This is a genomic window from Haloplanus sp. CK5-1, assembly GCF_037201915.1.
GTDB lineage: Archaea > Halobacteriota > Halobacteria > Halobacteriales > Haloferacaceae > Haloplanus > Haloplanus salilacus.
Window position 1 is genome coordinate 974,816 of record NZ_CP147505.1, and the last position, 18,146, is coordinate 992,961.

Annotated in this window: 19 protein-coding genes; 15 read left to right on the forward strand and 4 right to left on the reverse strand. The window is 68.5% G+C overall.

The features are described 5' to 3' along the window. The first annotated feature begins 27 nt into the window (after positions 1–27). The 4 genes from pyk to NBT81_RS05145 all read left to right on the forward strand — a co-directional run bounded on the left by pyk (position 28) and on the right by NBT81_RS05145 (position 4,815). Positions 28–1,776 carry a pyruvate kinase gene (pyk, locus tag NBT81_RS05130; RefSeq protein ID WP_338741546.1) on the forward strand — a complete coding sequence of 583 codons (1,749 nt, stop codon included), beginning with the start codon at positions 28–30 and terminating at the stop codon, positions 1,774–1,776. 43 nt (positions 1,777–1,819) lie between these two features. Next, positions 1,820–2,026, forward strand: a complete 207-nt coding sequence (locus NBT81_RS05135) for a DUF7312 domain-containing protein (RefSeq protein ID WP_338741548.1) — start codon at positions 1,820–1,822, stop codon at positions 2,024–2,026. A 50-nt stretch (positions 2,027–2,076) separates the two neighbouring features. Continuing rightward, positions 2,077–2,382, forward strand: a complete 306-nt coding sequence (locus tag NBT81_RS05140; RefSeq protein ID WP_338741551.1) for a hypothetical protein — start codon at positions 2,077–2,079, stop codon at positions 2,380–2,382. Positions 2,383–2,637: 255 nt separating this feature from the next. Next, a complete protein-coding gene (locus NBT81_RS05145; protein WP_338741554.1) occupies positions 2,638–4,815 on the forward strand; it encodes an amino acid permease in 2,178 nt (725 codons plus the stop codon). 30 nt (positions 4,816–4,845) lie between these two features. On the opposite strand, the gene NBT81_RS05150 is transcribed toward NBT81_RS05145, so the two are convergent. Beyond that, positions 4,846–6,258 carry a hypothetical protein gene (locus NBT81_RS05150; protein WP_338741557.1) on the reverse strand — a complete coding sequence of 471 codons (1,413 nt, stop codon included), beginning with the start codon at positions 6,256–6,258 and terminating at the stop codon, positions 4,846–4,848. 82 nt (positions 6,259–6,340) lie between these two features. Between NBT81_RS05150 and NBT81_RS05155 the strand changes: the two genes are divergently transcribed. From NBT81_RS05155 to NBT81_RS05190, 8 genes are all read left to right on the forward strand, one after another. After that, positions 6,341–6,853: an Lrp/AsnC family transcriptional regulator gene (locus NBT81_RS05155; protein ID WP_338741559.1), complete on the forward strand. Its 513-nt coding sequence runs from the start codon at positions 6,341–6,343 to the stop codon at positions 6,851–6,853. A gap of 62 nt (positions 6,854–6,915) precedes the next feature. Then, positions 6,916–7,527 carry an NfeD family protein gene (locus tag NBT81_RS05160; protein WP_338741561.1) on the forward strand — a complete coding sequence of 204 codons (612 nt, stop codon included), beginning with the start codon at positions 6,916–6,918 and terminating at the stop codon, positions 7,525–7,527. A 76-nt stretch (positions 7,528–7,603) separates the two neighbouring features. Beyond that, positions 7,604–8,128 (forward strand): transcription factor, encoded by a 525-nt coding sequence (locus NBT81_RS05165; RefSeq protein ID WP_338741563.1) that lies wholly within the window; start codon positions 7,604–7,606, stop codon positions 8,126–8,128. Then, positions 8,128–8,799 (forward strand): DUF2110 family protein, encoded by a 672-nt coding sequence (locus NBT81_RS05170; protein ID WP_338741564.1) that lies wholly within the window; start codon positions 8,128–8,130, stop codon positions 8,797–8,799. Before NBT81_RS05165 ends, NBT81_RS05170 begins: the two co-directional genes overlap by 1 nt. Beyond that, the gene (locus NBT81_RS05175) at positions 8,800–9,597 is read left to right on the forward strand and encodes a DUF5803 family protein (protein ID WP_338741565.1); all 798 of its coding nucleotides are present in this window, start codon (positions 8,800–8,802) and stop codon (positions 9,595–9,597) included. A 67-nt stretch (positions 9,598–9,664) separates the two neighbouring features. Continuing rightward, a complete protein-coding gene (locus NBT81_RS05180; protein WP_338741567.1) occupies positions 9,665–10,351 on the forward strand; it encodes a competence/damage-inducible protein A in 687 nt (228 codons plus the stop codon). 205 nt (positions 10,352–10,556) lie between these two features. Beyond that, positions 10,557–11,615, forward strand: a complete 1,059-nt coding sequence (locus NBT81_RS05185; protein ID WP_338741569.1) for an ATP-NAD kinase family protein — start codon at positions 10,557–10,559, stop codon at positions 11,613–11,615. A gap of 79 nt (positions 11,616–11,694) precedes the next feature. Continuing rightward, positions 11,695–12,726 carry a phosphate uptake regulator PhoU gene (locus NBT81_RS05190; protein ID WP_338741570.1) on the forward strand — a complete coding sequence of 344 codons (1,032 nt, stop codon included), beginning with the start codon at positions 11,695–11,697 and terminating at the stop codon, positions 12,724–12,726. A gap of 6 nt (positions 12,727–12,732) precedes the next feature. Here NBT81_RS05190 and NBT81_RS05195 read toward each other — a convergent pair whose 3' ends face one another. Continuing rightward, a complete protein-coding gene (locus NBT81_RS05195) occupies positions 12,733–14,001 on the reverse strand; it encodes an LEA type 2 family protein (protein ID WP_338741573.1) in 1,269 nt (422 codons plus the stop codon). 97 nt (positions 14,002–14,098) lie between these two features. On the opposite strand from NBT81_RS05195, the gene NBT81_RS05200 reads away from it, so the two are divergent. Further along, on the forward strand, positions 14,099–15,175 hold the full coding sequence (locus NBT81_RS05200) for a phytoene/squalene synthase family protein (RefSeq protein ID WP_338741575.1): 1,077 nt from the start codon (positions 14,099–14,101) through the stop codon (positions 15,173–15,175). Here NBT81_RS05200 and NBT81_RS05205 read toward each other — a convergent pair. Continuing rightward, positions 15,172–15,459, reverse strand: a complete 288-nt coding sequence (locus tag NBT81_RS05205; protein WP_338741577.1) for a DNA-binding protein — start codon at positions 15,457–15,459, stop codon at positions 15,172–15,174. The two genes, NBT81_RS05200 and NBT81_RS05205, sit on opposite strands and share 4 nt — an antisense overlap. An 8-nt stretch (positions 15,460–15,467) precedes the next feature. Further along, the gene (locus tag NBT81_RS05210) at positions 15,468–16,859 is read right to left on the reverse strand and encodes a hypothetical protein (protein ID WP_338741579.1); all 1,392 of its coding nucleotides are present in this window, start codon (positions 16,857–16,859) and stop codon (positions 15,468–15,470) included. A 99-nt stretch (positions 16,860–16,958) separates the two neighbouring features. On the opposite strand from NBT81_RS05210, the gene NBT81_RS05215 reads away from it, so the two are divergent. After that, positions 16,959–17,813 carry a heme-copper oxidase subunit III gene (locus tag NBT81_RS05215; protein ID WP_338741582.1) on the forward strand — a complete coding sequence of 285 codons (855 nt, stop codon included), beginning with the start codon at positions 16,959–16,961 and terminating at the stop codon, positions 17,811–17,813. A 53-nt stretch (positions 17,814–17,866) separates the two neighbouring features. Further along, positions 17,867–18,094 carry a DUF7385 family protein gene (locus NBT81_RS05220; RefSeq protein ID WP_425498741.1) on the forward strand — a complete coding sequence of 76 codons (228 nt, stop codon included), beginning with the start codon at positions 17,867–17,869 and terminating at the stop codon, positions 18,092–18,094. Positions 18,095–18,146: the final 52 nt, after the last annotated feature.

The window sequence follows — 18,146 nt, forward strand, 5'->3', positions numbered from 1 at the left end:
TTGACCCACCCCGTCGAAGGACGCGGTATGAGACGAGCGAAGATCGTCTGCACGCTGGGTCCCGCCTCGGACGACCGGGCGACGATCCGCGAACTCGCAGACGCAGGCATGGCCGTAGCCCGCCTCAACGCGAGCCACGGCTCACACGACGAACGCGCCGAACTCGTCCGACGCATCCACGCCGTCGACGAGGCCATCGACGATCCACTCGCGTCGATGCTCGATCTGCAGGGGCCGGAGGTCCGGACTGCTCTCCTCGACGAGCCGATCGATCTGGCGGCGGACTCGACGGTCCGGTTCGTCGAGGGTGACGCCGCGACGCCCGAAGAGGTCGGCCTCTCCTACGCCATCGGTGCGGTGGACCCGGGCGATACGGTCCTCCTCGACGACGGCAGGATCGAGACGCGGGTCGAGTCGGTCGACGGCGAGACCGTGACCGCGAGCGTCGTCTCCGGCGGCGAACTCGGGAGTCGGAAGGGCGTGAACGTCCCCGGAGTCGACCTCGACCTCGACGTGATCACGGCGTCGGACCGCCGCGACCTCGAGGTCGCCGTCGAGGAGGACGCCGACTTCGTCGCGGCGAGTTTCGTCCGCGACGCCGACGACGTCTACGCCGTCAGTTCCGCCATCGAGGACCTCGGGGGCGACATCCCCGTCGTCGCCAAGATCGAACGCGCGGACGCGGTCGACCACGTCGAGGGCATCGTCGACGCCGCCTACGCCGTGATGGTCGCCCGGGGTGACCTCGGCGTCGAGTGTCCCCTCGAACACGTCCCGATGGTCCAAAAGCGGATCATCCAGAGCGCACAGGACGCGGGCGTCCCCGTCATCACGGCCACGGAGATGCTGGACTCGATGGTCTCCTCGCGCCGGCCGACGCGGGCGGAGGCCTCCGACGTGGCCAACGCCGTCCTCGACGGGACGGACGCGGTGATGCTGTCGGGCGAGACGGCCATCGGCGAGCATCCCGTTCGCGTCGTCGAGACGATGAACCGGATCGTCCAGGAGGTTGAGGGGAGCGACGCGTACACCGAGTCGACCGAGCGGCGAGTGCCGAAGGCGGCCGAGGGCTCCCAGACCGAGGCGCTGGCGCGGGCGGCCCGGTATCTCGCGCGCGACCTCGGGGCCGCGGCCGTCGTCGCCGTCTCGGAGTCGGGGTACACGGCCCGCGCGACGGCGAAGTTCCGCCCCGAAGTCCCGGTGGTGGCGACGACACCCCGCGACCCCGTCCGCCGCCAACTCGCGCTCTCGTGGGGGATCGACGCCCAGTACGCCCCCTACCGCGACGACATCGACGACATGATCGACGCCGCCGTCGACACGGCCATCGACGCCGGGGTCGCTGAGAGCGGTGACACCGTGGTCGTCCTCTCGGGGATGATGACCGAACTGGAGGGGACCAACACCACGAACATGCTGAAGGTCCACGTCGCCTCCGAAGCGGTCGCCACGGGCCGGAACGTCGTCGGCGGGCGGGTCACCGGGCCGGTGTTTCGCTGTGCGGACGGCGACTTGTCGGGTGTGCCGGCCGGGGGCATCGTCGTCCTCCCCGCGACGTTCGACGGGGAGTTCTCCGGCGACACCGACCGCATCGGCGGGGTCGTCGACGCCCGTCCCGGTATGACGAGCTACGCGGCACTGGTCGCGCGCGAACACGCCGTCCCGATGATCAGCGGTGCGCCCCTCCCCGACGAGGTGGCCGACGGCGCGACGGTCACGCTCCACGCCGACCGGGGCGTCGTCTACGACGGCGACGTACGGCCACACGAACACTGACGCGGTCGGTACCCCTTTCACTCGGCGGCCGTTATCGGGCGCTATGAGCCAGCGACCCGACGACGCCACGGACGCCGAGGGCGAGAACGGTGAGTCCCAGTGGCGGTTCGCCGTCGACGACGTCGGCGAGGACGCCCCCGAACCGGACACTATCGACCCCGAGACGCCCGTCTTGGAGAACGTCGTGTTCGTCCTCCTCGGCGTCGCGCTCTCGGTGTTCGTCTTCTACGCGGCCGTCGGAAGCCTTTGATTCCGGCAGATCGTCAATAGTCTTTTGTTCGTACTGACGAAACCACAGGTATGATATCTCTCGATTCACAGAACCGGATCATCCTTCTGGTTCTCGGGCTTCTGGTGCTTCTCGCTCCGGTGGTCCTCCTCGTGTTGACCCTCGGCTTTCTCGTCATCACGGGCGACCTGATTCTCGGACGGGTCACACCCCTCGAGTTCCTCGAACTCTATGTCATCGACTTGGCGGTGTTGCTGGCCGTCGGCTACGGCGTCTACCGGCTGACCCTGTGGCTGGTCGCCCACCGCATCCCCGAGTCCCTCGACGATCTGGAGGCGGCTGCCGCCGCCGAGGACGACGACGAGGACGTCGACTGAGTACCGGCGGTCACCTCGGTACGCCGGATGTCCGTCGATCCGAGTCGCCGCCGTGACGACCGATGAGGAGACAGGTACGTTATATACGGTTCTTTCATTGACGAACCGTCATTCAAACCGGCTAGTTTATGCTGTTCCGTCGAATAAGTACGGGCACTACGGAAGCATGGACCCACACAGGGACGTCCGATCATATCGGTACACGCGCGGACGATCGACCAGCGTCGTGACCGACGACGTGGACGAGGCCGAGCGATGAAGGAACTCGAACGCGACCTCGGACTCCCGTCGGTTCTCGCGATCAGTATCGGCGCGATGATCGGCAGTGGCATCTTCATTCTGCCGGCGCTCGCCCTCGAAATCGCCGGTCCTGCGGTGATTCTCGCGTACCTCCTCGCCGGGTTGCTCGTGGTGCCGGCCGCCCTCTCGAAGTCGGAGATGGCCACCGCGATGCCCGAAGCGGGGGGGACGTACATCTACATCGAACGCGGGATGGGTCCACTGCTCGGAACGGTCGCCGGCGTCGGGACGTGGTTCTCCCTCTCGTTCAAGGGGGCACTCGCCCTCGTCGGCGGCGTGCCGTACCTCCTCCTCCTCTTCGACCTGCCGCTGAAACCCGTCGCCCTCGGGTTGGCGGGAGTCCTGATTCTGGTGAACCTGATCGGCGCGAAACAGACCGGGCGGCTCCAGGTCGCTATCGTCGTCGTCATGCTGGCGGCGCTGGGGTGGTTCGCCGCCGGGAGCGCGCCGGGCGTGCAGTCGGCCAACTACGCCGACTTCTTCGCCGACGGGATCGGCGGCCTCCTCGCCGCGACCGGACTCGTGTTCGTCTCCTACGCCGGGGTCACGAAGGTCGCGAGCGTCGCCGAGGAGGTCGAGGATCCGAGTCGGAACATCCCGCTCGGCATCCTCGGCTCGCTCGCGTTCACGACCGTCCTGTACGTCGCCATCGTCGCCGTGCTGGTCGGCATCACCGATCCGGGAACCGTCGCCGGATCGCTGACGCCGGTCGCCGACGCCGCGGCGGTGACACTCGGGGAGGTCGGTGTCGTCGCGGTGATCCTCGCGGCCATCCTCGCACTCGTCTCGACGGCCAACGCGGGCATCCTCTCCTCGTCGCGCTACCCGTTCGCGATGAGTCGGGACGGTCTCGCCCCGCCGTCGCTGTCGGGCGTCAGCGACCGATTCGGCACGCCGGTCACCTCGATCACGCTCACGGGTGCCGTGTTGTTGGTGCTCATCGCCTTCGTCCCGATCCTCGACATCGCGAAACTGGCCAGCGCGTTCCAGATCATGGTGTTCGCGCTGATCAACGTCGCCGTCGTCGCGTTCCGCGAGGGGAACGCCGAGTACGATCCGCCGTTCAGATCGCCGCTCTACCCGTGGATGCAAGGCTTCGGCGCGGTCACGGGTGTCCTCCTGTTGACACAGATGGGGCCGATCGCGCTCCTCGGCGCCCTCGTCATCGTCGTCGGGAGCGTCCTTTGGTACGCCGCCTACGTCCGACCGCGGGTCCGCCGGGAGGGCGTCGCGACGGACGCGATCCGCCGACAGGTCGGCCGGGACGCACTCACGGACGTCGCGGACGCGACCGAGGACGGCACCCACGAGGTGCTCGTCGCGCTCCCGAAGGAGATCGGCCACGACCGCGAACGCGCCCTCGTCGCCCTGGCCGCCGACGTCGTGCGTCCCGACGACGGGCGCGTGATCGTCGTCCGGTTCGAGGAGATTCCGGACCAGGCACCACTCACCGAGGACGCCACCGTCCAGTCCTCGGCGGACGTCTCCTTCGAGACGCGGATCGAGGCGCTCGCCGACGAGGTCGGCGTCGCGGTCGAGGCCGACGAGGTCGTCAGCCACGACACGAAACACGCCATCGTCAACTTCGCAGAGGGGCACGGCATCGACGCGATCCTCGCCGAACACGAACCGCTCCGCCTCCGCTCGCGACTGCTCGGCGACCCCGTCGACTGGGTCGTCCGACACGCACCCTGCGACGTGCTCCTCGTCGACAACCTCGGCTACGACGACCCCGAACACGTCGTCCTCGCGGGCGACGGAACCCCGTTCTCGCCGCCGACCGTGACCGTCGCGGGTGCCGTCGCGGACGCCAACGGCGGCCACATCTCGCTGTGGTACCCCGACGACACCGACACCACGGAGCAACACCGAACCACCATGGACGACTACCGGACGGACCTCTCGGAGACGCTGTCGGTGCCGATCCGTGCCGGTTCCGCCTGGCCCGACGGCGGGACACGGTCACCGCCCGACCTCCTCGTCCGAAGCGGCGACGATCACCGGCTTCGGAGCGCCCTCTTCGACGACGACTCGTTCGTCCCGAATCCCGGCTGTACGACCGTCACCGTCTACCCGCGGGCCGATCGTCGACCACCCCTCGGGCGTCGGTTGCTCGAACGGTTCGTCTTCTGACGACCGCGTCGGTCGCCCCCGATATCGCCGTCAGCGCGCCGTCTCGATCCCCGTTCGCACGCCGTGGCGAAGCCTGTCCGCGACGTCCGAGAGCGCCCGCGCCGCCCCGACGCCGACCCGGGTGGCCGCCCCGCGTAAGCGACCTCCTCCGGCCCGAACCGCGCCCGCGAACCGTCGGCCCGAACGGGCGGTTCGCCCGCGGACGAAGACAGAGCCGACGAGCAGTGCGACGACCGACGCGGCCGCGTACCGGCGACACCCCGACGCGGTCGCCCGTACCCGCGAGGTGACCTCGGTCGCGAGGGTTCGTCCGGCGGCGACACTCCGCTCGACCCCTCGGCGGAGCCCGCCGATGGCAACCGACGCGGCGTCGCGCCCGGCCGCCCCGACCCGTGCCAACCCCTCGGTCGCCGTCGCCGCGGCCGCCCGAACCCTGCCCGTCTCGGGGTCGGCGTCACCCTCTGTCTCGTCGGGGGCCTCCGTCTCCACGTCCCTCAGGACGCTCCTCGCGATGCGGTCGGCACCGTTCTCGTAGTTCGGTGCCCCCGGCGGCGCGGTGACCGCCTCCACGACGTCGAACGGTGTCTCGGCGACGGCGAACCCGTCGAGGTCGAACCGCTCGATCCGGTCGGCCACCGCCCGCTGTTCGTCGGTCGCGGGGTGGACGATACACGGGGTTTCGGCGACGGCCGCGTCCATCACCGTCGAGTAGCCCGAACAGATCACGAGGTCGGCCGCCCGGAGGTAGGGGAGCAGCGACGGGGTCGTCTCCCAGTCGTCGTCGGCGACGTTGGTGACGTCGTAGTCGGGGGCGTCCAGCGTCCCGGCGATCCGGTCGAGTTCCGAGTAGTGGCTCGGCACGACGAAGACGTCGGCGACGTCCCGGGGCTCCGGCTCGGCCGCCCCGGTCAGCGCGACCGGCGGGACTCGGGTCACGCCGTCGGGTTCCGACTCGGTGCGGGGCCACACCGCCGGATAGAACAGGCGTTCGGCGGCAGTGCGCTGGACGTCGGTGTGGAACGCGGCCCCGGCGCGTTCGATCCGGTCGTCGTACAGCGCCGGGAGGTCGTGTTTCAGGGCGTACAACCGCGTGTCGGTCCTGACGGCCGCCATCGCCGCGAACATGTCGTCGGTGACGACGGCGTCCGGATCCGTCTCCCGGAGCCAGCGGACGAGTTCGGTCACGCGTGCCGTCGTCGCGGGGAGGCTCCGGGCGAGGACCCCCCGCAACGACCCCCCTTGGTACGTGTCGATGTAGTCGACTGCCGTCGGTTCGAACGCGTCGTAGCCGTTGAGCGCGACGAACGCCTGGCCGGCACCGCCGCCGGCGACGGACACCTCGGCGCCCGCGTCGGCGAGGGCGTTCGCGACGGCCAGCATCCGGGTCGCATGGCCCGCCCCCTCCGGGTAGTGGACGACCGCGATGCTCGGGGATGTGGTCATACCGGAGGGGACGTGCGTCCAGTTATCAGCCTTGTGGCCCGACCAGAATAGTAATGTTCGTCGTGTCGAAACCGTTGGCACGATGAAGGACGGCGAACTGGACTCCGTCGACAGGTCGATCCTCTACTACCTCCAGCAGGACGCCCGGCGGACGTCGTCGAGCGACATCGCGAAGCAACTCGATCTGTCGTCGAGCACCGTTCGGACGCGGCTCAACAAACTCGAGGAGAGCGGCATCATCCGGGGCTACCACATCGACATCGACTACGATCTGGCGGGCTACCCGCTGTACACCAAGATCATCTGCACGGCACCGGTCACCGAGCGTGACAGCCTCGCGAACGAGGCCCGGAAGATCCACGGCGTCACGGCCGTCCGCGAGATCATGACCGGCAAGCGCAACGTGTACGTCAACGCCATCGGCGAGGATCACGACGACCTCAACCGCATCGCCGAGGAGCTCGACGACATCGGCCTCGAGATCGTGGACGAACAGCTCATCCGGGACGAGTACGTCTGTCCGTACCACGGCTTTCTCGACGCCGGTGACGGCTCCCCACCCGTCGACGCCGACGACGACGTGACCGAGCACTGACCTGCGATCGGGGTCGATCCGGCGGCCGGTAGTATAAACGCACGCGGCCCAAACCGTCGGGTATGGTCGTCCCCATGGACCTCCTGCAGACGGGGATCGAACTCGGGCCACAGACGCTCCCGCTGTTGCTGGTGGCGGCGGGGCTCGTCCTCTCCATCGCGGAGGCGATGGCTCCGGGAGCCCACTTCGCCGTGCTGGGGGTCGCGCTGCTCGCCGCCGGTCTCGTCGGGATGGTGCTCGGCCCGCTCGCCGGTCCGGCCGTACTCGGCGTGCTCGTCTTCGTCTTCGGCGCACTCGCGCTGGTCGGCTACCGTCGGTTCAACTTCTACGGCGACGCGGCCGCCGGCAGGACGAGCGACTCGGACTCGCTCCGTGGTCGGACTGGGCGCGTGACCGAGCGTGTCACCGAACAGTCCGGCGTGGTGAAACTCGACAGAGGTGGGTTCGACCCCAACTACGCCGCCCGCTCGTTGGACGGCGAGATCCCCGTCGGGGCGGAGATACTGGTCGTCGATCCCGGTGGCGGAAACGTGCTCACCGTGGCCTCGCTCGACGACGTCGAGGACGACATCGACGCCGAACTCGCCCGCGGGCGGGAGGAGGGGGACGGGACTGCGGAATCGGGATCCGAGAGCGACGACGAGGACCCCGAGGACGAACCCGAACGGGCCTGACGGGGTTCGAACGCCACCCGACGGGTGGCCGGTGTCACCGTGGCGTTTAAATCGCCGCCGCTCCGAACGACACACAATGGCTTTTGAGGAGTTGCTGAGCGATCCGGTGATTCAGAAGTACCTCCACGAGCTCGTCGGGCCGACGGGGATGCCGGTCGCCGCCGCGCCGCCGGACGGCGAGGTGACGGACGAGGAACTCGCGGAGGAACTCGAATTGGAGTTGAACGACGTGCGTCGCGCCCTCTTTATCCTCTACGAGAACGACCTCGCCAAGTACCGTCGCGTCCGCGACGAGGACTCCGGGTGGCTCACGTACCTCTGGACGTTCGAGTACGAGAACATCCCGGAGAACCTCGAAGAGGAGATGCACCGCCTGCTCGACGCGCTGGAGGAGCGCCTGGAGTACGAGCGAACCCACGAGTTCTACCTGTCGGAACCGGCGGGCATCCGCTTCGAGTTCAGCGAGGCGATGGAGTTCGATTTCCAGTGTCCGGAGACGGGCGCGCCGCTCGAACCGATGGAGAACGACGAACTCGTCGAGGCGACCGAACGGCGTATCGAGGAGCTCCGAAACGAACTCAACGTGGACGTCACCCGCTGATGGTCGTCCTCGCAACCAAGTGTTACGTCGAGGGCGACGCCCGCGAGCGGGCACTCGACGGGATGGACGCGCTGGTCGACAACGCCATCGGTGACCTCGACGTCGAGTGGGAGGTCGGCGTCCGCCACGACGACTTCGTCTCGGTGACCATCACCGGCGACGACGCCGTGGCCGCGCGCAACGCCCTCGGCGAGGAGTGGGGGACGATCGGCACCGGCTTCGAGGACGGCGAGACGTACGTCGGGACGCTGATGTCGTGGGACGAGGGGGGGATCGTCCTCGACGCCGGCGAGCGGATCCGGATCCCGGCCGACGAACTCGGACTGGGGCCGGGGTCGCCGTCACAGATCCGGGACCGCTTCGGGTTGGTCCAGCACCTCCCCCTGCGCTTCACCGCGGGCGACCCGCCGCGTCTGGCCGACGTCGAGCGCGACCGGCTGTTCGGGTGGGCTCGCGGCGACACCGGCCGGCTGAACGTCAACAGCGCCACTCGTGGTGAGGTGCGGGCGACGGTCAACCGCGCGGGCCACGCCCGCGACATCGTCACTGTCGAGCGATTGGGGCTACTCGAACAGAGCGTCGTCTGTGCCGAGGGGACCGACCCGCCGGGACTGCTCGCCAGCGTCGGCGAGTACCTCCCCGCGGAGCTGAAATGCGTCATTCCCGGATAGATGAACCGGCGTCACCTGCTCCCGCTCGCGCTCGCCGCGTTACTCCTCACGTCGGGATGTGCCGGCTTCTTCGGCGGGGGGTCGGTCTCCGCCGAGCAACTCGACGAGGACCCGCCGTCGCCGTACGTCTGGAGCAGCGACGTCGACGCCCACATCACGATCACCGAGGACGCCCAGTTCCAGGCCGTGTACGCACTCGACGACTCCTCGATGGAGTTGTTCCGTCGCGACGGCTTCGGCGGCCGAAACGCCATCCCCGTCTCGGCGGTCCGCTATCGCTATCCCAACGGAACGGTGATCTCGGGGACGGAACTCGTCGCCCGCGGCGGCTCGGTGAACCGGTCTCGCGAGCGTGTGTCGGTGACGCTGCCCGACGACGCGCCGGCCGACGGCGGCGGCCAACTCGCCTTCACCTCCTCCAGTACACCCAAGCGGTTCAGCCTCCCGACGTTCGTCAACGGGTCGTACGCTGTCGTCCTGCCGCCGAACCGTCGTATCGCGGTGTTCCCGTTCGGGCAGGCCAGCCCCGGCGGGTACGAGGTCGAAGCCGAGGGTGACCGCCGGATCGTCCGCTGGGAGAGCGTCGAGACCGACGCCATCTCGGTGCAGTTCTACCTCCAGCGCGACCTGCTGATCTTCGGTGCCGCGGCGGCGGTGCTGGTCGCGGTGGGCATCGGTGGCGGGTTCTACTACAAGCGCCGCATCGAGGCGCTCCGGCGGCGACGCGAGGAACTTGGTCTGGACGTGGAGACCGGCGACGACGAGTTCGGCGACGACCCGCCACCCGGGATGGGGTAGCCGGACACCGAGCCCACGCCCGATCGGTGTCACGGTAGTTTTCAACCTCGGCCACCTACGTCGGCGTATGCGAGTCGCGGTCGTCACCGTCGGCGACGAACTACTCTCCGGGGATACGGTCGACACGAACGCGTCGTGGCTCTGTGACCGCCTCGACGAGCGTGGGGTGTCGGTCGAGCGTATCACTACGGTTCCGGACCGCGTCGCCGACATCGCGCGCGTCGTCAACGAGTACCGCGCGGAGTACGACGCCGTCGTCGTCACCGGCGGCGTGGGTCCGACCCACGACGACGTGACGATGGAGGGTGTCGCCACGGCGTTCGGCCGCGAGGTGGTCCACAGCGAGGCGGCCGAGGAGTGGTTGACCGACCACGGCGACTACGCCGCCGCCGACCTCACCGAGGGGACAACACACCTCCCCACCGGGGCGCGGCTGCTCCCCAACCCCGAGGGTGTCGCGCCGGGGGCCGCCCTCGACCGGGTCTACGTCCTGCCGGGCGTCCCCGACGAGATGAAGGCGATGTTCGAGGGTATCATCGAGGAGTTCGAGGGCGACCGCACCCACGTCGAGGTGGTGCGGACGGCCGAACCCGAGAGCGCACTCATCGACCGTATCGAGGCCGTCCGCGAGGAGTTCGACGTGACCGTCGGAAGCTACCCCGGCGACGACGTTCGCCTGAAACTGACCGCGGCCGACCCGGAGACGGCGTCGGCCGCGGCCGCGTGGCTCCGACAGCGGGTCGACCCCGCCTGACCGCCTATCGCCCGAGATACAGCAACCAGAGGACCGTCAGTGCGAGACTGGCGAGCAGTACGGCCAGACCGGTCTCCGCGATGGGGAGGGGTTCCCCGTTCTGTAGCGGAAAGAGTGGGTTCATACCCGTCCCTATCAGTGGCAGTCGCTTAAGTTTTCGTCACCAGTCGCGTCGCTTTTTCCCCGCCGGCCCCTAGCCCTCAGTATGCGAATCGGCTTCGTGGTCAACCCCATCGCCGGCATGGGCGGGCGGGTCGGCCTGAAGGGGACGGACGGGAAGGTCGAGGAGGCCCGCGCCAAGGGGGCCGACCCCCGGGCACCGGACCGGGCGAGCCGTGCGCTCGCGGCCATCGCCGATCGTGTGGGCGACGCGACGCTGGTTACGTGGGACGATCCGATGGGTGCGGCGCTCGCCCGCGAGGCGGGCTACGACCCCGACGTGGTGGGCGAACCATCGGACACGGAGACGGACGCCGACGACACGCGAGCGGCGGTCGAGGCGTTCCTCGAGGCGGGCGTCGACTTGGTCTGTTTCGTCGGCGGGGACGGCACCGCGGCGGACGTGGCCGACGCCCTCTCCGGGACCGACGTGCCGATGCTCGGCGTGCCCGCGGGCGTGAAGGTGTACTCCTCGGTCTTCGCCGTCTCGCCCGAAGACGCGGCGGACGTAATCGCAACCTTCGAGCGAATCGAGCGCCGGGAGGTGATCGACATCGACGAGGACGCCTACCGCGAGGGGTCGGTCGACCCGGAGCTCCGGGCGGTGGCGCGAGTGCCGGTCGGCGAGGACCTCCAGTCGTCGAAACAGACGGGCAGCGGCAACGTCGAGTCGCTGGCGGAAGGGTTCGCCGCCGAGGTCGACCCCGAGGTGACGTACGTCCTCGGGCCGGGGAGCACCGTCGGTGCGATCAAGGCGGCGCTGGGGTTCGAGGGCTCGCCGCTCGGGGTCGACGTGTGGCGCGACGGCGAGGTGCTCGCGGCCGACGCGAGCGAGTCGGCGATCCTCGACTGTCTGGGCGAGCGCAACGTGATCGTCGTCTCGCCCATCGGCGGGCAGGGGTTCGTCTTCGGCCGGGGGAACCCACAGCTCTCACCGGCGGTCATCCGTCGGTGCGAGGTCGAAATCGTCGCCTCGCGGACGAAACTCGACGATATCGGGCGGCTCCACGTCGACACCGACGATCCGGACCTCGACGCCGAACTTCGGGGGTGGGCCCGCGTTCGCGTCGGTCGCTTCGAGTCCCGACTGCTGGAAGTCGCCTGAATCGCCGGACATCAACAGCATTTATGATGTATTATGGCGAATGGTGAAGATTAAGGTCTCTGGATGGGATACGTGTCGTATGGAGACACGGAAAGTCCAACGGCTGGGACCGTCGACGCTGGCGATGACGCTCCCGGCGGAGTGGGCCAAGGAACACGACGTCGAGAAAGGCGACGAGGTGTCGCTTCGGATGGGCGGAAAGGGGACGCTGACCGTCCTCCCGGAGTCGGCGAGCACCGAGGGGTCGACCGCGACGATCAACGCCGACAACCTCGACGCTGGCGCCCTCGAACGAGCCATCGTCGCCCAGTACGTCCTCGGGCGGCGCGTCATCCACATCACGAAGTCAGAGGGCGCACTCGACAGCGAACATATCAACGCCGTCTACCGGGCCGAGACCCAACTGATGGGCCTCGGCGTCATCGAGGAGACGCCAGAACGGATCGCCATCCGGTGTTCGGTCGACCCCGAGGACTTCACGCTCGACAACCTCCTCGAACGCCTCGAGAACACCGGCGGGACGATGCGCAACGAGTCGGTGAAGGCCATCGCCCACGGCAACGCGGACTTGGCCGAACGGGCGCTGAACCGCGAGCGACAGGCGAACAAGATATTCGTCCTCCTGCTTCGTCTGATCTTCATGGCCTACCAGAACCCGAACCTGGCGCGGGCGGTCGGTCTCGAGTCCGGGTTCCCACTGATCGGCTACCGCTCGGTGGCGAAGAACCTCGAACTCACCGCGGACAACGCCGAGGACATCGGCAACATCGCCCTCGACGCGACGAACAACACCCTCGACGTCGACGGGTCGACGATGCGGCGCATCCGTGACTACACCGAGCAGGTCGACGAGATCACGGCGACCGCCGTCGAAGCCGTCGTCGAACGCGACTACGACAAGGCCATCGCAGTCGGGCGGATGTTCGAGGAGATCAGCGACCGCGAACTCGAGATCATCAAGGACCTTCCCGACATGACGAAGGTCGAACTCCTGCGGACCCGCGAGGTACTCGTCAGCCTCCAGCAGACCGCACAGTACGCCATGCGAAACGCGGAAATCGCCGCCAACCTCGCGCTCAACGAGGAGTCGGAACACGTCGCGATCGAGTAGCGGCGCCTACCTGACCGGTTCCGTCACGTCGCCCGGCGAGCGCACACCCAGGAGGCCGCCGTCGTCGGTGGGGACGGGTGTCGGCGTCGCGGTCGGTTCGGCGGTCGGCGTCGCCGTCTCTCCGTCGTCGAGGAGGCCACCGTCGTCGGTGGAGGCGGGTGTCGGCGTCGCGGTTGGGGTGGAAGTCGTCGTTCCGCCGTCGCCGTCTGTCGGCGTCGCGGTTGGGGTGGAAGTCGTCGTTCCGCCGTCGCCGTCTGTCGGCGTCGCTGTCTCACTCCCGTCCCCGTCGTCGGCCGGCGTCGGCGTCGCCGTTCCGTCGTCACCCTCGGCCCCGTTCGACCCCTCTTTGTTGCCGAAGATGTCCGTCTCGATGGTCTCCGTGTAGGTCAGGGGATCCATCGGTATCTCGACCGTGCCCGTCGGGAGCTCGACCCGCGCGGCGAAGTCGATGCGGGGTTCGGTCACCTGGTCGTCGTTCAGGTGGGTCACCCACCACTCGTCGATGTTCTCGTTGTTCAACACCGTCGTCGCGCGGATCGTTCGGGTCTCGCCCGGCGGGATCACGCCGTGGCCCTCGGTCGCTCCCGACCCCATCTCGACGCCGTTCATCGTCGCCTCGTAACCGAGTTCGGAGACGGGGACTGGGTACGGGTTCGGGTTGGAGACGACGAAGCGCATGTCGATCCGGGTCGCCGACTCGTCGACCGACCCCCACTGGGCGCTCGTCTCCTCGATGTAGAGGATCGGTTCGCCGTTCGCTCCCTCCTCGCCGACCGGTCGGCGCTCGGTGGAGTTGAACGCCGAGATGATGTCGGTCTCGATGGTCCGCGTCACCTTCGGCGCGCCGAAGGACGCCCCGAGTACCGAGGAGTGGACGTCGGCGTTGACCGCCAGTTCGGTCCGCTCGCCGTTTCGGATGTGGCTCACCCACCACGGCGGGATGCGCTCGTTGGCGAGGCTCGTCGTCATCGGCACCGTCGACTCGCCACGGGGGATCGAGACCCCGTCCTTGACACCGGTCGCCATCCGGATGCCGTTCATGTCGACGGCGTAATCCACCGTGAGGCCGCCGAGATTTGCCCCGATCGGGTTCGGGTTGGAGACCCGGAGGTCGCTCTCAATCACCGTCGCCGTCTCGTTGACCTCGCCGAACCGGTTGTCGACGCCGTCGACCGACGGTTGACTGAAGACGAGAACGGCGACGGCGGCGAGGAGGATCACACCGACGACGAGCAGTCGCCGGACCGAGAGGTGTGAGCGGAGCCGAGAGAGCATACCGCCCCCACGAACGGGCCGGTGATACGAGTTGTGGCTCCGGCGGCGAGCCTACGAGACTTTTTAACCCTCCGGTCGTAACGCGCAACCGCTCCGAATGTCTCGACACGCAGCCAGACCTCCCGGTGACCGGGCCGACCTCGACTGGTGTCACGAGGCGGTGCAGGGTGTCTCTCGAACGTTCGCGTTGACCGTCGACGTACTCGACGAACCGATGGCGTCGTACATCTGTATCGGCTACCTGCTCTGTCGCGTCCCCGACACGGTCGAGGACGCCGACCACATCCCGCCTGCGGCGCAGGCACGACTCCTCCGCGAATACGACGCGGTCCTCGACCCCGACGACGACACCGACCCCGAGGCGTTCCGGACGTCGGCCGACGAGTGGCTCCCGGCGCCCGACGAACGGACCGACGACTGGGAGGTCGTCGCCAGCACCCCACGGATCGTCCGAACCTTTCGGGCTCTCCCCGACGACGTGCGCGAGGCGGTCACGCCGCCCGCCCGCGAACTCGTCCAAGGGATGGCGATGTTCGTCGAGCGCTACGCCGACGAGGGCGGACTCCGCATCCAGTCCCGCGAGGAACTGGAGGAGTACTGCTACTACGCCGCCGGCACCGTCGGCACCCTCGTCACCAACCTCCTGGCGCGTGGCGATCTCAGCGAGGGTCGTCGCGCCCGCCTCTACGACACCGCCGAGGAGTTCGGCCTCCTGCTCCAACTGGTCAACGTCGCCAAGGACGTGTACGACGACTTCACCGAGGAGGACAACGTCTACCTGCCGGCCGAGTGGCTGGCGGTCGAGGGGGTCCCACAGGAGGCCGTCGTCGACCCGGCCCACGAGTCCGGTGCAGCGGCGGTCGTCCGTCGCACCGCCCGCCACGCCCGCTCCTACCTCGACGACGCCCAGACGTATCTGGAGACCGTCCCGACGACCGACGGCAACACCGTCGCTGCGTGGGCGATTCCGTTTCTGCTCGCCGTCGGAACGCTTCGTGAACTCCTCGCCCGCCCGGAGGACGCCCTCTCCGAGACCGGCGTGAAGATCTCGCGCCAGGAGGTGTTCGCCGTCGTCACCGAGATGACGACCGCCGACTCCCGTGCACCCCTCGGCGACCTTCGCGAGGACATCGCCGGCCAACCCTTCCACCGGGCGAGCGGGCAGGCCGACTAAGTGACGACGGCGTAGGTCATCAGGAACCCGAAGTACAGCGCCACGAGCGCCGCCAGTGCGAGCAGTCTGAACCGCTGGAGGTCGGCCACCTCGGACTCGTGGGCGGCCTCGAAGGCCTCGCGCTCGGCCGCCGACAGATCGGCCGCGTGGTCGAGGCCGCGGTGGAGGGATAGATACTCCTCGTCAGCGAACGGCCGTCCGCACCGCTCACAGACGTGTGCGGACGCGCCGGGCGGGACGTGTGTGTCGTCGGTCGGGTCGATAGTGTCGTCGGTCGTAGTCATGGGCTCGGTCACGAGGCGATGAAGGGCGGCGGGACGTACGGTTCCGCGACGATCCAGAGGCTGAGCATGGTGTAACAGACCATCACGGCGGTCACGCCGTACTGACTCCGGACGGCCTGCAGGCGCGAGGGGAACATGTCGTACGCGGTGGCGTGGGCGACCCAGACTGCGAGGAGGTGTCCGAGCAGGACACAGGCGAGTTCGACTCCGCCGAACCACGAGGGGAGGGCGGCCAACTGTGGCGGCGTCGCCGGCGGAGAGAGGGGCGCGGCGGCGACGGCCGACAGCGTCGGCCCGAGCACCAGCACCGACCCGACGTTGTGCGCGAGGTGGTAGCCGGCGGCGATAGGAAGTAAGGAGGGGGCGAACCGGCGCGCGAGATACGTCGTCGAGAGGTACGTCTCCGCCCGTCGCCGGCCGAGTCGCGCCGCCGCGCGGTAGGCCAGGTAGAACAGGGCCACCCCCGCGAGATACGCGCCGACGTAGACGGCGAGCGCCGGGACGCCGACACCGGCGACTGCGCGCGCGCCGGCCGCCCACGCCCCGGTCGCGACGAACCCGTCGTACGTGGTGACGAAGAGGAGGGTGACGACGAAGGCCACGTCGTCGCGGCCGTCGAGGGTCACGTGGGGGAGCGCGCCGCCGGGGAGGCGCAGATGGAGGCGGCCGTCGTTGACGCCGACCGGGGCGAGCCACCCGTAGAACCGGAAGGCACGCGCCAGGGGGTCGACGCTCTCGAACCACCGGTCCGCGCCGACGACGGCGCTCCCGGCGACGGTCGCGGCGGTGTACGCCACGAGGACGGTCGCGAGCAGACGTGGGTCGTCCGCCAGCGGTGTCGCGACTTCGATCCACACGAGAGCGAGGAGGCCCGCGACGCTCGGCCACGACCCCAACCGGTCGGAATACGACCGGTCGAGCGAGGGGACACGCGCCGCCAGGGCGCGAAAGGGATTGAGCGTCGGCCACGAGTTCCCCAGCAGGTAGGTCGAGGCGACGTACCCGCCCCACCAGCCGACCCAGACGACGAGGACCGCGAGGTTGCGGACGCCGGTCGACGGCCCGACGTAGCCGACTGCGACCGTGACTCCGAGGAGGAGGACGGCACCGCCGCCCGCGAGCGACCGGACGATCCGGCCGGGTGTCGGTAGCGGGCGTCCCCAGTCGTGGACGGCGTCGACCAGTCGTCGGTCGGTGACGAAACTCGCGAGCAGGAACGAGACGCCGACCACGCCGCCCCCGGTGAGCAAGAAGAGCCACGTCGGGACGGTGATCGGGTCGCGCCCGGTACCGCGGAGGCCACCGCTGTGGGCGGCCGCGACGCCGGCACAGCAGAGCAGGAGTGCGATGCTGACGCTGACACCGACCCCGAGTGCGACGCGACGCTGACGCTCGATCATCGACAGGTGATTTGGCCGTCGTCGCCGTGTAGTTTCCGGAACCGATCGGGTCGCCGGCGGTTGGGAGGATTTTTGGTAATCGAATCTCAACGGGAGCGTATGAGTACCGATCACGGCGGGGACGACCACGAACATCACCTCCCGGCGGTGGAGGACTGGCCGAGGGGGTTCGGCGAGGCGAGTTGGTGGCCGTTCATCACCGCGTTGAGTGCCGGTGGCATCTACCTCGGTGCCGCCCTGTTCATCGTCGCAGGCGGTTCCGACTCGACGATCAACCCGATGTACGCGCCGCTGCTCACGGCCTCGAGCGTCGGCGGCTTCCTCTTCGGGCTGTACGGGTGGGTCTACCACGCGTTTGTCTCCGAATTCTGGTCGAGCGACGCCGACGAGACGAGTTCGTCCGCACTCCGTTGGGGAATGATCGCCTTCCTCGGCTCCGAACTCGCGACGTTCGGTGCGGTGTTCACGTACTACTTCTTCATCCGTGCGGGGACGTGGCCGCCGGGCGAACTCCCCCACCTGACGGGATCGCTCGTCATCATCAACACGGTGATCTTGGTCGCGTCGAGTCTCACCCTCCACTGGGCGCACGTCGCCATCCGGAACAACGACCGCCGCAAGTTCCTGATCGGACTGCTCGCGACGCTCCTGCTCGGTGTCGTCTTCATTGGGGGTCAGGTATACGAGTACTACGAGTTCATCGTCCACTCGCAGTTCACGGTCACCTCGGGCTTTTTCGGCTCGGCGTTCTTCGGGTTGACCGGGCTGCACGGTCTCCACGTCTCGCTCGGCGGCGTCCTCCTCGCCATCGTCACGGTCAGGGCGCTCGCGGGGCAGTACTCCGCCGACCGACACGTCTCGGTCAGCACCGTCTCGATGTACTGGCACTTCGTCGACGTGGTGTGGATCTTCCTCGTCGTCATCCTCTACCTCGGTGCCTCGCTCGGGGCGTAACCGTCCCCCGGCGTCGCCGTAGATTTATGTAGGTTCACGCGGCAGACGTGGACATGGAGGATTTCGAGCAGCTCGTATCGTCGCTCACGCCCAGAGAAGAGAACGACGAGATCAAACTCTACCAGAACACCGTCTCCGTCGCCTGTCCCGTCTGTGAGGACCCGTTCGACGACCTCGTGGTCTGCAAGAACGAGGCGACCAGCCTCGAACAGATCGAACCGCTGGACATCTGCGTCACCATCCACGACGGCAGTCCGCTCCTGTTCACGCACAAGCACTGAGCCCCACACCGCAGTCCTGCGGATTCGGCCCCTCCACAGCACGTAAGCCGCT

Excerpts from the sequence above, each read along its gene's own strand:
- NBT81_RS05190 (WP_338741570.1), top strand. The coding sequence starts at position 11,695 with ATGGAGACACGGAAAGTCCAACGGCTGGGACCGTCGACGCTGGCGATG.
- NBT81_RS05185 (WP_338741569.1), top strand. The coding sequence starts at position 10,557 with ATGCGAATCGGCTTCGTGGTCAACCCCATCGCCGGCATGGGCGGGCGG.
- NBT81_RS05155 (WP_338741559.1), top strand. The coding sequence starts at position 6,341 with ATGAAGGACGGCGAACTGGACTCCGTCGACAGGTCGATCCTCTACTAC.
- NBT81_RS05180 (WP_338741567.1), top strand. The coding sequence starts at position 9,665 with ATGCGAGTCGCGGTCGTCACCGTCGGCGACGAACTACTCTCCGGGGAT.
- NBT81_RS05145 (WP_338741554.1), top strand. The coding sequence starts at position 2,638 with ATGAAGGAACTCGAACGCGACCTCGGACTCCCGTCGGTTCTCGCGATC.
- NBT81_RS05160 (WP_338741561.1), top strand. The coding sequence starts at position 6,916 with ATGGTCGTCCCCATGGACCTCCTGCAGACGGGGATCGAACTCGGGCCA.
- NBT81_RS05220 (WP_425498741.1), top strand. The coding sequence starts at position 17,867 with ATGGAGGATTTCGAGCAGCTCGTATCGTCGCTCACGCCCAGAGAAGAG.
- pyk (WP_338741546.1), top strand. The coding sequence starts at position 28 with ATGAGACGAGCGAAGATCGTCTGCACGCTGGGTCCCGCCTCGGACGAC.
- NBT81_RS05210 (WP_338741579.1), bottom strand. The coding sequence starts at position 16,859 with ATGATCGAGCGTCAGCGTCGCGTCGCACTCGGGGTCGGTGTCAGCGTC.
- NBT81_RS05175 (WP_338741565.1), top strand. The coding sequence starts at position 8,800 with ATGAACCGGCGTCACCTGCTCCCGCTCGCGCTCGCCGCGTTACTCCTC.
- NBT81_RS05150 (WP_338741557.1), bottom strand. The coding sequence starts at position 6,258 with ATGACCACATCCCCGAGCATCGCGGTCGTCCACTACCCGGAGGGGGCG.
- NBT81_RS05215 (WP_338741582.1), top strand. The coding sequence starts at position 16,959 with ATGAGTACCGATCACGGCGGGGACGACCACGAACATCACCTCCCGGCG.
- NBT81_RS05140 (WP_338741551.1), top strand. The coding sequence starts at position 2,077 with ATGATATCTCTCGATTCACAGAACCGGATCATCCTTCTGGTTCTCGGG.
- NBT81_RS05200 (WP_338741575.1), top strand. The coding sequence starts at position 14,099 with ATGTCTCGACACGCAGCCAGACCTCCCGGTGACCGGGCCGACCTCGAC.
- NBT81_RS05170 (WP_338741564.1), top strand. The coding sequence starts at position 8,128 with ATGGTCGTCCTCGCAACCAAGTGTTACGTCGAGGGCGACGCCCGCGAG.
- NBT81_RS05165 (WP_338741563.1), top strand. The coding sequence starts at position 7,604 with ATGGCTTTTGAGGAGTTGCTGAGCGATCCGGTGATTCAGAAGTACCTC.
- NBT81_RS05205 (WP_338741577.1), bottom strand. The coding sequence starts at position 15,459 with ATGACTACGACCGACGACACTATCGACCCGACCGACGACACACACGTC.
- NBT81_RS05135 (WP_338741548.1), top strand. The coding sequence starts at position 1,820 with ATGAGCCAGCGACCCGACGACGCCACGGACGCCGAGGGCGAGAACGGT.
- NBT81_RS05195 (WP_338741573.1), bottom strand. The coding sequence starts at position 14,001 with ATGCTCTCTCGGCTCCGCTCACACCTCTCGGTCCGGCGACTGCTCGTC.